Below are 13,979 nucleotides of genomic sequence, written 5' to 3' on the forward strand. Positions count from 1 at the left end.
TGCTGCGCTGCCGGGTCAGCTGCCGATGCTGAGAACCGTGCGCAGGCCCTTGCCGGCCTGCATGTCGGCAACCGCATCGTTGATCTCGTCGAGCGGCCTTGTTCCGGTGACCATGGCGTCGAGGTCGAGCTTGCCGTTGCGCCAAAGGTCGAGCAGGCGCGGGAACTCGCGGTGCGGGTTGCTCGAGCCGAGGAAGCAGCCGCTGAGCTTCTTTTCGCCCATGGCGAAGGCGATGGCGTGGATGTTGACACCCTCGGTGATCTTCGGCACTCCTACCATCACCGCCTGGCCACCGTTTCGGATGGACCCGATGCACGTCTCGGTCAGCGAGGCCGCGCCGACGGCATCGAATGCGTAGTCGACGCCACGACCCAGAAGGTCGAGAACCTGGGTCGGTACATCGCCGGCCATCGGATCGATGGTGTCGGTGACGCCGAAGTGGCGAGACTGCTCGCGGCGGGCCTCGTTTGTGTCGACGCCGATGATGCGCGCAGCACCGGCGATGCGGGCACCCTGCACGATGGAGATTCCGATTCCGCCGAGCCCGACCACCATCACCGTGGCACCCGGTTCGACCTTGGCGGTGTTGATGGCTGCGCCCACACCGGTCTGCACCGCACAACCGATGACCGAGGCGATGTCGAGAGGTGTGTCCTCGGGAACCTTGACCGCTGCGGCCGAGGGAACCACCGTCGATTCGGCGAAGGCGGCCAGGTTGACACCTGAACGGTGAACCACGTCGCCGCCGCGGCTGAGGCGCGTACCACCGTCTGGGAACAGGCCGCCGGCATAGGTCTCGCACAGCGACATTTCGCCCCGCACGCAGTGGAAACACCGGCCGCACGGGGGCCGCAGGGTCAAGATGACCTTGTCGCCCTCGGCGAGGTCGAGCACGCCGGCACCCACGTCGGTGACGATGCCACCCGCCTCGTGGCCCAACAACAGCGGCGTCGGACCGGGCAACGAACCGTCGATGAAGTGCAGGTCCGAGTGGCACAGCCCGCAGTTGTGGAGCTGCACCTTGACCTCGCCGGCCCTGGGCGACTCGAGTTCGACGTCTTCGACCAGCTCGAGCGGCTGTCCGGGGGCGGTCATGAGTGCAGCGCGCATCGGCGGTTCTCCTGCGTCGGTGGGGTCTGGTGATCGGTGTTCGACAAGAACGCAGACGACCGTACCTCACGTTCCGGCCGTGGGACCAAAGGCATCAGCACAACCCGCGGTAGGGTCTGGTCACCTGACGAGGGAGCCTTCCATCATGACCGTCCGGGCCTACATCCTCATCCAGACCGAGGTCGGCAAAGCTGCCGCCGTGGCCACCCAGATGGGGGCCATCGACGGCATAGTTTCGGCCGACGACGTAACGGGACCCTACGACGTCATAGCGGTAGCCGAGGCCGGCTCGGTCGACGATCTCGGGAAGATGGTTGTGTCTCGCATACAGCTGATCGACGGCATCACCCGCACCCTGACGTGCCCGGTTGTCAATCTCTGACACATCCCGGCCCAATCTGAAACCATTCTGAAAGGCCGTTCAGCCAGCGGCCGATTTGGCTCAAGTAGGGCCCCGCTGATCCCGATGGGGGTCGAGAAGTATCGACCTCTGGGAGCTTGCGGTGAGCTGGCGCGGGACAACAAGAACGCGGATGCCGGTGGGCGTCTGCATGGTGGGGACGCTGTTGGTCCTGGCCGGATGCACATCCGATGGAGGCGCCGCTCCGGCGCCGACCACGGCCGTCGAGGTGACCACCACGACAGCTGCCCCGGTGGGGTTCTCGTGGGAGTCCGAGGCCGACGCGGACGCATTCGTGGCGCTGCCCGACACGCGAATCGTCAACGACGGCCGCGCCGTCGCGATGATCGACGGCGACTCGCGCCGCACCCTTATGCGCACACCTGCGCTGGAGATCGGTCAGGCGCCCGACCAGAGCGAGACCATCGTCGGTTTCGACATGGGATCTGGCCTGTCGATCATCGGATGGTTCCAGACCTCAGATGGCGAACCCGTGGTCAGGTTCGCTTCCAGCGCCGACAACCCGGTGACCCTGGGCGCCGGCACGCACCCGATCGCATCCGATGACGGCGCATGGGTCGCATGGATTTCCCCCGACGGCGCCTCGGTCTCGCTGGCCAGCGCGGCGGGTGAGGTAACCGAGGTGGTCGAGCCTGGCGGCCGGGTCGTCGACTTGGTCGAAGCCGATACGCACCTCGGACTGCTCGTCGCCTCCGCCTCCGGCACCGACCTGATCCTCGGGTCTGTCGATGGCGGCTCATGGACACAGATCTCGCAGATCTCGGTCAGCTCCGATGCCAAGTTGGTCGCACGGGCCGGGACGGGCCAGTTCGCGGTTGTGTCCACCAACGCCGCCGGCGCCAGCGTCACCTACTGGAACGAGGGCGGCGAACGCGAAGAGCTGCTGGTGATCGACCATCGCCTGAACAGCATCGATTTCTCAGACGACGGAACCGTCGCAATAGCGGTCACGGACGAAGGCGCCTCGGTGTGGCTCACACGAACCCAGTCCGGAATTCTCGAAGATTCGCCTGCCAGGAGTGCACAGTGGTGAGCAAGCACAACCATCGAGTCGGCCGCATGGCCAAGAACACCTGGCTGGCGGTGCTGATCACCGCCGTGGTGGCATCGACGTTCGCCGTGTTGCCAGTGCAGCCGGCCGCCGCACAAACGTCGGGCCTGGAGACCATCCGAGCTGGCAGCGGCGACGTCGCCATCACCCAGGTCGTCATGACCGAGAACGGAAACACCATCACCCAGAACTCCTCGGTGTCTGGTGTGATCGATGCCGACAACGACGAGCTGAAGATCGAGTCGGTGACCATCGTCGACGGTGGCCAGACCGTCGTGCTCGACGAGTTCAACTTCACGGGCATCGAGGTGCAGAACCAGAACTGGGGCACCAACCAGTCAGGTGTGAGGACTTCGGAGAACGGCGTGCACACACTGCCGTCGCATCCCGACTTCTGGGACCGGGTCGAGCAGGTGCTGGGGTCGACCGACCTGCGCGATTACCTCGACGTCAACGGGGGCACGAACCCGGCGCTGACCAGTTTCGAGCCGGACTTCGACTTCTACTTCGAATTCCCGGTCGACAACGGCGACTATGTGCTCATAACCGAGCGCAACGGCAACTCGTTCTTCGACCTCGAACCGCTCGACGCCGACGGCAACGTCATCGCTGGTTCCAAGCGCCTTGGCTTCGACGCCCCCTACCGCTGGAACACCGGCTATGCCCCGGGCGACAACGTCGGCCAGCCGATGTGGTTCACCGTGGTCGACGTCGAGGCATTCGAGGTCGACACGACCGCCACCCCGATCGCCGGTTTCCGCATCGACAACGACGGCGAAGCCGACGTCAAGTTCTTCGCCCTCTCGGATCAGAGTTTCACCCCCACCTGCCCGACCGGCTTCTACCAGGTGCTGTCGGGTCGTCTGCATCGTCTGGACGTCACCACCGGCCAGTACGAGGTGCTCGACAGTGGTACCCAGGGCTCGTACAACGCCATGGCCTTCCGCGAGTCTGAAGGCGTCTTCTACGCGATCTCGACCGCCAACGCAGCCGACGGCTCGCGCAGAAACGGTGATCTGATCCGCATCGACCCGTCCGACGGCTCGATCACCAACACAGGGTTGTTCGTGCAGGCCGGTGCCTTCACCGCGGACATCGACCCCGTCACCGGGCTGATGCATATCTCGAACGGTGGCAACAACTGGAAGGTGGTGAACCTCGACACCCTCCAGATCGTCGATGCGCTGACGTTCACCTCCGGCGACGGACAGAGCCGGCCCAGCGTCGCCGACATAGCCATCATCGACGGCCGCGCCTACGGCATGCAGGGTGACCGCCTGGGTGTCTACGACCTGAACACGCTGCAGCACTTCCGCTTTGACGTGCAGGGTGTGACAGGCGTTTCAGGTCTCAGCGGTGGCTGGGGCTCGACCTACGTGACATCGGGCGATCAGTTCTACGCCTCGAACAACCCCACCGGTGCCATCGTTTGGATCACAGACCTCGACACCAACAATCCGCAAGGCACCCGCATCTCGACCGGACAGCCCACCAACAACAACGACGGCGGTTCGTGCCCCAGTGCGCCCGACCCGTTCGGCAAGGTCAATGCCAACGACGACTTCGTCGACGTCTACCCCGGCACGGCCAGCGCTGTGCCCGTGATGGCCAACGACACCGCACCCGCAGGGTCGCTGCCGCGCATCCTCACCACCGACGGCGAGGGAACCTTCGAGATCCGCGACGACGGGGTCGTGATGTACACGCCCCTGCTGTCCGAGCTGTCGCAGACCCGAACGTTCGAATACGAGCTGTGCCCCGGTGACTTCGAGTCTGGCCACCCCCGGTGCGACACAGCCACAGTGACGATGAACGTCATCTGCGCCCCCGGCTTGCCCATCGAAGATCGCCCTGCAGGGATAACCGGTTCGTGGTCCGAACTGCAGCTCGACATGTGGCGTGCGCAGCTGGGCGACAGCACCGTCACGGCCGAGCTGACCAACCTCAGCGCAACTCAAGCGGTGATGGACCAGCTGAACTCCAACGACTACAGCCAGCCAAACGTGGCGGGTAACCCGGCGCTGGAGATCGTTCACGACTACAGCCAGTCTGCGACGCTGACCCTGACCTTCAGCCCAGCCGTGGTCGACCCCGTGGTTCACATCGGCCGGCTGGGCGGCTACGTCGGCCTGGGCGGCCCGCTGGCGGTCTCCAACTCGTCGCTGCTGACCCTGGGTGACGGCCTCACATGGACCGTCGACAGCGTGCACCGCAACGGCAGCCATTTCTCTGCGACCTCCAACACCGTCGAGCGTCGGGTCGGCGACCTGATGAACAACCCGACCCTGGCGATGGACGCCTTCAACCGCGGCAGCTCGGGCGGCTCACTCGAGATAACCGGCACCGTCGACCGCATCGTGCTGACGCTCGAGAGTTCGGGTACGGCTCTTGCCGGCAGCCTCGACAGCTTTGAGATCCTGGTCACCGAGCCACCTGTAACCGCCTGTGGCGGAGAGGCCCTCTTGCAGGGATCGAAGATCGCCAACACCGACATGGCCTCGGCGGGCGGCGAGATCGAGTGGTCGCTGGGCACCACCAGCGTGGGCACCGGCAAGGCCGAGAACACGACGATCACCGATGTACTTCCGACCGGCCTTCGTGCCGTCAGCATCCGCACCGGCGCATGGGCTCCGTCGACCACGGTTGCCGAGTTCGAGTACCTGAAGAACGGCAACTGGTTCGACATCGCCACCGTCGACGGTGACGACGACGCCACCTACAACCTTCCTGCCAACGCTGAGGCCGTGCGCATCACCTATCCGGGTGGTCTGGACAAGGCGTTTGCGACGCTGGCACCGGCACGTCTGGTGACCGACGTGTTCGACCCTCCGATGGACGGCGACACCCCGGCACCCATCGTCAACTGTGCAACGTGGGCGGCCGACAACATGGCCGGCCGCGAGGTCTGCGACCTGGTGCAGGTCGATCTGAACAACTCGATTCCCGACCTCACCGTCACCACCCTCACCGGTTCGGCGGTACCAGGCGAGCAGATCAGCTTCAAGATCCGCATCGAGAACCTGCCTGCAGCGTCACGGCCGTATCGCGAGCCTTTCGTCGCAGTCCTGTTGCCCGAAGAGCTGAGCTATGCCAGCACCCAACCGTTGACCCAGGACGAGCCGCCACAGCTGTTGGTGACCGAGAACCACAACGGCACCGGTCGCACGCTGGTGCGCTGGGACTATCGCAACGCGGCACGAGACCTGACGCCCGGTGAGGTCTTCGACCTGGTGTTGAACACCACCGTGCGCCCTGCCGTGTCAGCGTCGTCGTTCGATCTGGTGGCCATGACCGGCACCAACAACACCCAGTACAACGTTTCGTGTGTCGACCCGGCAATCGCCGACGTGTACGACGTCGACGGCGACGGTCTGGTGGCAGAGTCGGTCTGCTGGGACACCGACAGCTTCGATGTCGACGCCTTGTTGGATGTCGAGGTCAACGCCTCTGCCAAAGGCCGCGACGGCATGGACTTCATCATCTATGACGAGGTTCCCGGCCAGGGTGCGTCGGTTGATGTCGCACCGCTGGTGACCGGCCAGGACACCTTCCTCGATGCCTTGCCCGACGCTTCGACCAACGCGGCCTGGACGGCTTCGGTCAACCGTGTCAGCAACCAGACCCCGGCCGACGCCAGCGACTGCGGCGTGCCACTGTCGGGCGACGCACCGGTGCTGTCGCAAGACTGCGCCAACGGTGGCGCGCGCTGGTTCCAGCGTTCGTTCAGCCTCGGGTCGGATGACCGGCCCGCCAGCCTGGTGCTGGTCGGCGACGTCGCCACCAGCGGAGTTGGCCAGATCTTCGTGAACGGGGTTCGCCAGGGCCAGGAACTCGACGAGTTCGGCCGGGTGTACCTGACCGGACCGTGGGCTGCCGGCGTGAACCTGATCGAGGTCGAGGTCGACGGTGACGGCGGGCCATCCCTGCTGGCCGCATCGCTCGCCTGGTACCGCACCGACGACGGGTCTGGCACCGGCGCCGAGGCGATCAACATCGCTACCAGCGGCCGGGCCACCCAGAGTACGACTGCCACGGCGTGGGATACCGGCAACGGCCCACCCATTGCATCGCGCGCAATCGACGGCAACACAGACGGCGACTACTGGCACGAGTCGGTCAGCCACACCGCCATCAACACCGGCAACAAGTGGTGGCAGGTCGACCTGGGAACCGTGGTTTCGGTCGGCTCGATCGAGATCTGGAACCGCACCGACTGCTGCACCACTCGGCTGAGCGGCGCAAAGCTGTTCGTGTCGCCAGACCCGATCACCACAAAGACAGTGGCCGGAGCACGCGGACAGGCCGGGGTGATCGAGATTCCGGTCACTCCCGATCTGTCGGGCCCCCACCACGAGTTCTCGGTGGCCGGAGCAGCCGGACGCTACGTGCTGATCGTGCTCGACACCGACGAGCACCTGAGTCTGGCCGAGGTACAGGTCAACACCCACGTGGCACCTGCGGTGGCATACACCCAGCTCGACAGCGACTGGACCGTCAGCGAGAGCCTCGACGGGCCTCGTCGCCCGGCGGTCAGCGCCGCTCGCTCGTGTGTGCCCAACTGGGGTGCCGCACCGGGCGGTGGTTCGTATCTGTGGGGCGAGAACTGCGAGCGGCCGGTCTATGAGACCACCCAGTTCGCAGCAGCCGAGTTGCCCAACCTCGATACCGGTACTGATGCTTCCGGCGCGGATCTGCCGGTTGGCTCGACTGACCCGATGTGGGACGTCACCTACAACGGCTCGACGAACCCGGCCACCGTCGTGCCCAACTGCGCGACCTATGCGTGGAACAACATCCCGGCTCAGCTCATCTGGACGCCCAACTGCAACAACACGGGCACAGCGACGTTCACCGCGACGTTCGAGCTGCCCGAAGGAACGGGCCACGAGTCGTTGAGCCTGTCGGCCCAGACCTGGATCGACAACTACATCGACTCGGTGACGGTCAACGGAGTCAGCCAGGGCATCACCGACTCTGGGTTCAGCGGTACCCGGCCGGTCAAGACCCTCGCTGGCCCGTTTGTACCCGGCACCAACACCATCACCGTCGTCACCCGCAACACCGGTGGTCCCGGTGCGCTGTCGATCGACTTCGAGTGGAACGGTGGCGTGCAGGTGCCCGTCAGCGCCGATGTGAACCTGGCCGCGCCGGGTTCTCAGGCCAACCCGTTCGTCGACATCAGCCAGGCCCAGGACGTGCCTTCGGGCGTCTACTGGTTCGACCTCGAAGGTGTCGACCCCTTCCAGGCCGAGGTCGACAACTCCAACGGTGGCGGCTGGGTGCTTGTGTTGAACTACGTGCACGAGGGCGGCACCAACCCGTCGCTCGACGTGCGCACAGACAGCCTGCCGATCTCGACCGACGCCGCGTTGGGCGCCGACGAATCGGGCACCAACGCCTGGGGCCACGCGGGTAACGACCTGTTCGCAGCCCTCGACGCCGACGAGGTTCGGTTCTATGCCGAAACGTCGGCCCACGACCGGGTCATCCACTTCCGCACCTTCGAAGGCATCAGCTACTTCGAAACCGGATCCGGATCGATGGACCTGAACGGGCTGAAGAGCAACTTCACCGCCCTCGAGGGCCACACGTCGAACCTGCCGGCTACGGCCAACTCGACCTACGCCGATCGTGGAAACGAGGCCCTCACCCGTTTCCCGTTCTACATGGCGGGCACCAATCACTGGGGTGTTGGCGCCAACGGAAACCGTTGGGAGGTCGACGACTACGCGAACAACGCAGAGACCGACACCATCCACCGGGTGTGGGTGCGCTCGAGCGACCCGTGGCAGAACACGTCAGCCAACACCAGGGAGAACTTCACCTACTTCTTCCATCGTGAGTTCGAGCTGAGCGCCGACGACCTGCCCGATTCGCTGGAGGCCACCGCGCGGTTCCTGGTCGACAACTCGGTCACCGACATCTATGTGAACGGTGTGTCCCAGGGTGTCGGTGGATCGAACTGGAGCACCCCGGTGTCAGTGCCACTCTCTGGCCCGTTCCAGGTCGGCACCAACACCATCACCTTCGCGGTGACCAATGGCGACGGACCGGCAGCATGGACCGGGGCGGTCGACTTCAGCCGATCTGACTTCTCGTGCGAAGAAGAGGCCGGCCACACGTCGCGGCCGTGTATCGCCCAGACCACATCGCATGGCCCGGGCAGCATCCGCATCGAGCTCGAGAACAACGGCAACGTGGCGACCGGCGGCCTGGTGGCCTATCAGGTGTTGCCCTACCCGGGTGATGTATCGCCGCTGACCGGCGACCCGATCGGTTCGCAGTACACGCCGTCGCTCAGCGGTCTTGCCGAGGTGTTCGCCAAGCCGGGCAATGTCACGGTCACCGTGTCGTACTCGATGTCGTCCGATCCGTGCCGTCCCGAGCTGTTCGGCTCGGCGGCGGGTGCCGCGGCTCCGGGCGGGTGCGACAACGACTGGACGACCAGCCCAGAGGATCTGTCGGCGGTCAGAGCGGTGAGGGTCCAGGCCACACCAGGCGTGGGACAGTACTGGGCCGCCGGGGAAGACCTCGATGTGCGTATCCCGCTGATCGCCCCGCAGGGGTCGTGGCTGGCCGACACCGTGGCGTTCTTCCCGGTCGACTATGTGGCGTTCGACGCCGACGGCTCGGCTCCGCCGGCCATCGAGACCAGCCATGCAGGCCTGCTGTTGAACAAGTCTGTCAACGGCATCGGCGGCCGGGTTTGGCTGGACGAGAATGCCAACGGCATCCAGGATCCCGAAGAGGTCGGCCAGAACGGCGTTCGGATCGAACTGTACGACGTCGACCGGAATCTGGTTGCAACCACGTATTCGCAGAACCTCGACGGCGATACGGCCCAGCCCGGCATCTACTGGTTCGGCGATCTGGATCCGGGCGAGTACTTCGTGCGCCTGGTGCGAGTGCCGATCTCGTGGAACATGTCGTTGCCCGACATCGGCCCAGACGACATCGACAGCGACATCGACCCGCTGACCATGGAGGGTGAGGTGCTGAGCATCGGGGCCACAACCCTGATCACCGACCACGACATGGGCTTCTTCATCCCTCAGGGACCGGCCGAGTGTGTCGACAACACACCCGAGTACGACCCGACCGACCTCGATGCCGAGCGTCGCCAGGTGGGCGAAGCCTCACCCTGCCCCGCCTAGAACGAAGTGTCTGTCTCTGGCGCCCCTACCGGGGCGCCGAGACAGGACGCTTCACAGGGCGAACGACATGGCGCGGATGCCCAACCCCATCACGAAGAGGGTGCCCAGCCCGTACAGCAGGAAGAGCTTGTGCTCCATCTGCTGGCGGTAGGCGTAGATGATTCCGATGGCGATGAAGGTCAAGAAGCCATAGAACACGTGGCGTTCGTGCGCTTCGTAGTCGAGGCCTGCCAACAAGATCACGCCCAGTACCACCTGCACGATCATCAACCCCTGGGCCAGGGCCATGAACCACCACATCGGCTTGCCCCGAACAGCGGGTACGAAGTTGGCGAGCAGCGCCCAGGCCCCGGCAATACCGGTGCCGATGACAGCGCACCAGGCGACTACCAGGTGCAGCGTTATCACCGACCGCCCCCTGTGGCCCGCACCACGACGGCCACCAGCACCGACAGGTTTCGCACATCGGAATGTCCATCGGTGAGCTGAATCTCGCCGGGGCGTCGTGAATGGGTCTCGGAAAGACCGGCAGCATCGAGCGCTCGCAATATGCCCACGTCGGCACCGCCGGCGACCAGCGCCTCCAGGTCGGCGCGCAGATCTCGCCCGCCCCGACCCGCCGACTTGATCAGCGCCCGCAGCAGCAGGCGCAACAGTGCCGAGGCGCTGGCAGGTGACGCATCGGCCACAGCCATCGCCTCGTCGTACAGGGGCATCAGCGATGCGGGCAGATCTGGAGTGTCTGGAGACAAGCTCACCTGGTCGGCTCCTGAGCGGGTGCTGGTTCGTCGATGATCCAATCCTCGCGCCCCGCGGGCGCCAGATCGGTTCGGATGTACCACTCGGTTCCAAATGCCCTGGCGAACACTTCGGGATCCATGGCTAGGAAGAACGAATCTTCGCCGATCTGGCTGGCGTGGGCGGCCATCGCCTTGCGCTTGGCATCGATTACCGCCACGACGTCGACCGCTGTGGTGATTATCTCGTCGGGAGATCCGAAGTCGTCGCCGACCTCGCCGATCTCGTCGACCATCTCAGGCCGCTCGGCTGCGGCCGCGGCCATCTGCTCGCGTAGTTGGGTGCGGTTGATGGTCGACTCGTACACCCTCGCCACGCCTGCGAGCTCGGCAAAACGATGGCCGACCCTGTGGACCATGATGTGGTCGGGGTGGCCGTAGCCGCCGTGGTCGTCGTAGCAGCTCAGCACGTCGACGGTCTCGTCGGCCAACAGTTCTGCCAAGCGGCCGGCGGCGGTATCGACGTCGGCCTGCCAGAAGCACGCCGGATTGTCGTTGGTGGGCTCGCCTATCATCCCCGAGTCTTCGTATCCGAGGAACTCAACGCGATGAACGCCCAGTATCGAAGCGGCGGTCTGTGTCTCGAGGCTGCGCCGGGCACCCAGCGTCTCGCCGGGCTCGAGGAAGCCTTCGGCCACCTCGCCGACCTCGCCTCGTGTGGCGACCACCAGTATCACTCGGTGGCCGGCTCGACTGGCCAGCAACATCGTGCCGCCGGTGGCGATGGCCTCGTCGTCTGGATGGGCGTGAAAGAAGACGATGGTCGCCATCAGGCGACGGCGCCCGACTGTCGCAACGCGGCGATCTGATCGTCTGACTTGCCGAGTTCGGCGAGCACAGCGTCGGTGTCGGCACCCGGAACCGCGGCGGGCCCCTTGACCTCAGGAGTGGTCACCGAGAACCGCGGCGACGGTGCCGCCTGCACTACACCGTCGACCTCGATGAAGGTCTGACGTTCGACGTTGTGTGGATGTGCCGTGGCCTCGTCGAGCGAGAGGACCGGAGCAAAACAAACATCGGTGTGCTCCATGATCTCGCACCATTCGTCGCGGGTCTTGGTGCGAAACACCTCGGCGAACTTGTGCTTCATGTCGGGCCAGTCGCCGCGCGACATCTGGGCGGGCAGATCCATCTGGCCCAGTCCGGACAGCTCCATCAGCTGTGCGTAGAACTGGGGCTCGATCGACCCGATCGACACATACTCGCCGTCGGCGCATTCGTACACGTCATAGAACGGCGCTCCGGTATCGAGCATGTTGGTGCCCCGCTCGCCCCAGATACCCATGGCCTTCATCGAGAAGAACATCGACATCAGCGTCGCGGTGCCGTCGACCATCGCCGCGTCGACCACCTGGCCCTGCCCTGTAGAGCGAGCGCTGACGATGCCACAGGCGATTCCGAAGGCCAGCAACATTCCCCCGCCGCCGAAGTCGCCCACCAGGTTCAGTGGTGGCACGGGTGCTTCGCCGGCGCGGCCGATGGAGCCGAGCGCACCACCCAGAGCGATGTAGTTGATGTCGTGACCGGCCGCCGAGGCATATGGCCCGTCCTGACCCCAACCCGTCATGCGCCCATAGACCAGCTTCGGGTTACGGCTCAGGCACACGTCGGGGCCAAGCCCCAGGCGCTCCATCACCCCGGGCCTGAACCCCTCGATGAGGGCGTCTGCGGAGTCGATCAGCTCCAGAACCGTCTCGACTCCCTCGGGGTTCTTCAGGTCGACGGCTATCGAGCGCCGACCGCGCGCCAAGACATCGATGCCACGAGAGACGCCGGCGTTGGCCGAACGGTCGACACGGATCACCTCCGCGCCCATGTCGGCCAGCATCATCCCGCAGAACGGGCCTGGGCCGATGCCCTGCAGTTCGACGACCCGTACACCCGAAAGCGGACCCATTGTGTTCTCCTGAATCAGTAGGCGAGACTCGAAACCTGCTCAGCCGGCTCGCTGGGCCAGCCGACGTGCTTGGTCGATGTAGCTGTCCCACAGCGACTGCGGAAGATCGTGGCCCATGCCGTCGTAGATAACAAGCTCGGCACCATCGATGGCTTCGGCTGTGGCCACACCACCCGACATGTCGATGAGGGTGTCCTTCGAGCCATGGATGACGAGGGTGGGCGCTGTGATGGCGGCCAGCCGGGCCGTGCGGTCACCGTCGGCCATGACCGACGTGTACTGGTGAGCTGTGCCGTCGGGGTGGAAACAACGGTCGTATTGAGCGGCGACGTACTGGCGGGCCTCGTCCTCGTCGTAGTCGTCGCTGGCCCAGATCCGCCTGCGGAGCAGGTCGTCCTCGATGTATGCGCTGCGCTCGGTGGGCGCTGGTTCGGTCAATGCCGCCAGCGCCTCGGGTGTCGAGCGGCCGACCTCACGGTTGCCCGTTGTCGACATCACAGACGTGATCGACCTGACGCGCTCTGGGAAGGCGTAGCCCATGGTCTGCACGATCATCCCACCCATCGACATGCCCCACACGTGAGCCGACTCGACCTCGAGGGCGTCGAGGACAGCCATGCCGTCGGCAGCCATATCGGCTACCGAATAGGCAACCGGGGCGGGCTCGCCTGCGGCCAGGGCCTCTGCAACCTGGGAAATCGACGGCGGCGGAGTTGGGGTCTTCGTGCTGAGACCGACGTCGCGGTTGTCGTAGCGCACCACATGAAAACCGGCCGTCGCAAACCCCAGACAGAGGGCGTCGCGATAGGCGATCATCTGGCTGCCGAGCCCGTTCACCAGCAACAGCGTCGGGTCGCCTCGGCGGCCGAAGGTCTCGAACTCGATTTCGTAGTCGCCGTTGGTGGTGCGCACCCGAGGGTCTCCGTGGTCGTCTGGCCTACATGCGATCGAGCAGATCGCGCCGCTTGGCCTCGAACTCCTCGTCGCTGACCAGCCCCTGACGACGAAGCTCGTCGAGTTGCTTGATCTTTGCTGCGACATCGTCGGTCGGTGCCTGCGGTGCAGCACCGTAGCCCCGATCGTTCTGCCGGTCGATCTGGCGGTAGATCTCGTTTTGGATGGCGTCTGGTTTGCGCACGTTCGAGAACCGCGACTGACCGCTTTCACCGGCTGATTCGATCAGAAGATCGCCGGCGCCGATCATTCGCTCGAACAGCGACTGGCGAAAGTTGATGTTGTCGATTCGGCCGACGGGCAACTCGACACCGCGCTTGGTCAGCACACCCGTCCTGAAGATGAGGCGTTCGCTGGACAACACGAAGAAGGTCTGCGCCCACTTCGTGTACACCACGCCCAGGTTGATGATGGCTGCCAGCAGCAGAGCCCAGCCCAGCCACCCGACGTATGCGACGTCGATGACGTTCAGGACAACAGCGGCGGCGAGGGCCGCGACCAGCAACGCAACCGACTGAGAAAACACCCACCAGTGCGGTTTGAGGTTGAGGATCAGTTCCTCACGCTCGTTCAGGTAGTCATCGGGAAACGCCAT

The 13,979-nt window shown here is 65.1% G+C and carries 10 protein-coding genes; 3 read left to right on the forward strand and 7 right to left on the reverse strand.

Going from position 1 to position 13,979, the window contains the following annotated elements; all coding sequences use genetic code 11:
- Positions 1-15: 15 nt before the first annotated feature.
- Positions 16-1,110, reverse strand: a complete 1,095-nt coding sequence (locus R2770_14610; GenBank protein ID MEZ5281689.1) for a Zn-dependent alcohol dehydrogenase — start codon at positions 1,108-1,110, stop codon at positions 16-18.
- Positions 1,111-1,255: 145 nt separating this feature from the next.
- Between R2770_14610 and R2770_14615 the strand changes: the two genes are divergently transcribed.
- From R2770_14615 to R2770_14625, 3 genes are all read left to right on the forward strand, one after another.
- Complete coding sequence (locus R2770_14615; protein MEZ5281690.1) at positions 1,256-1,492, forward strand: Lrp/AsnC ligand binding domain-containing protein; 237 nt, start codon at positions 1,256-1,258, stop codon at positions 1,490-1,492.
- A 151-nt stretch (positions 1,493-1,643) separates the two neighbouring features.
- Positions 1,644-2,564: a hypothetical protein gene (locus R2770_14620; GenBank protein MEZ5281691.1), complete on the forward strand. Its 921-nt coding sequence runs from the start codon at positions 1,644-1,646 to the stop codon at positions 2,562-2,564.
- Entirely contained in the window at positions 2,561-9,736 is a 7,176-nt protein-coding gene (locus tag R2770_14625) for an SdrD B-like domain-containing protein (protein MEZ5281692.1), read from the forward strand. The genes R2770_14620 and R2770_14625 overlap by 4 nt, the downstream gene beginning before the upstream one ends.
- Before the next feature lie 51 nt (positions 9,737-9,787).
- Here R2770_14625 and R2770_14630 read toward each other — a convergent pair whose 3' ends face one another.
- Genes R2770_14630 through R2770_14655 form a run of 6 tightly spaced genes read right to left on the reverse strand, consistent with a single transcriptional unit; the run spans position 9,788 to position 13,979 of the window.
- A complete protein-coding gene (locus R2770_14630; GenBank protein MEZ5281693.1) occupies positions 9,788-10,144 on the reverse strand; it encodes a hypothetical protein in 357 nt (118 codons plus the stop codon).
- Positions 10,141-10,494: a hypothetical protein gene (locus R2770_14635; protein ID MEZ5281694.1), complete on the reverse strand. Its 354-nt coding sequence runs from the start codon at positions 10,492-10,494 to the stop codon at positions 10,141-10,143. Before R2770_14635 ends, R2770_14630 begins: the two co-directional genes overlap by 4 nt.
- Complete coding sequence (locus R2770_14640) at positions 10,491-11,303, reverse strand: PIG-L family deacetylase (protein MEZ5281695.1); 813 nt, start codon at positions 11,301-11,303, stop codon at positions 10,491-10,493. Before R2770_14640 ends, R2770_14635 begins: the two co-directional genes overlap by 4 nt.
- Positions 11,303-12,430: a CaiB/BaiF CoA-transferase family protein gene (locus tag R2770_14645; GenBank protein MEZ5281696.1), complete on the reverse strand. Its 1,128-nt coding sequence runs from the start codon at positions 12,428-12,430 to the stop codon at positions 11,303-11,305. Before R2770_14645 ends, R2770_14640 begins: the two co-directional genes overlap by 1 nt.
- A 39-nt stretch (positions 12,431-12,469) precedes the next feature.
- Positions 12,470-13,342 carry an alpha/beta hydrolase gene (locus R2770_14650; GenBank protein ID MEZ5281697.1) on the reverse strand — a complete coding sequence of 291 codons (873 nt, stop codon included), beginning with the start codon at positions 13,340-13,342 and terminating at the stop codon, positions 12,470-12,472.
- A gap of 25 nt (positions 13,343-13,367) precedes the next feature.
- On the reverse strand, positions 13,368-13,979 hold the full coding sequence (locus R2770_14655) for a PH domain-containing protein (GenBank protein ID MEZ5281698.1): 612 nt from the start codon (positions 13,977-13,979) through the stop codon (positions 13,368-13,370).

The sequence above is a fragment of the Acidimicrobiales bacterium genome, assembly GCA_041394185.1.
In the GTDB taxonomy this organism is placed as follows: Bacteria; Actinomycetota; Acidimicrobiia; order Acidimicrobiales; family Poriferisodalaceae; genus JAAETH01.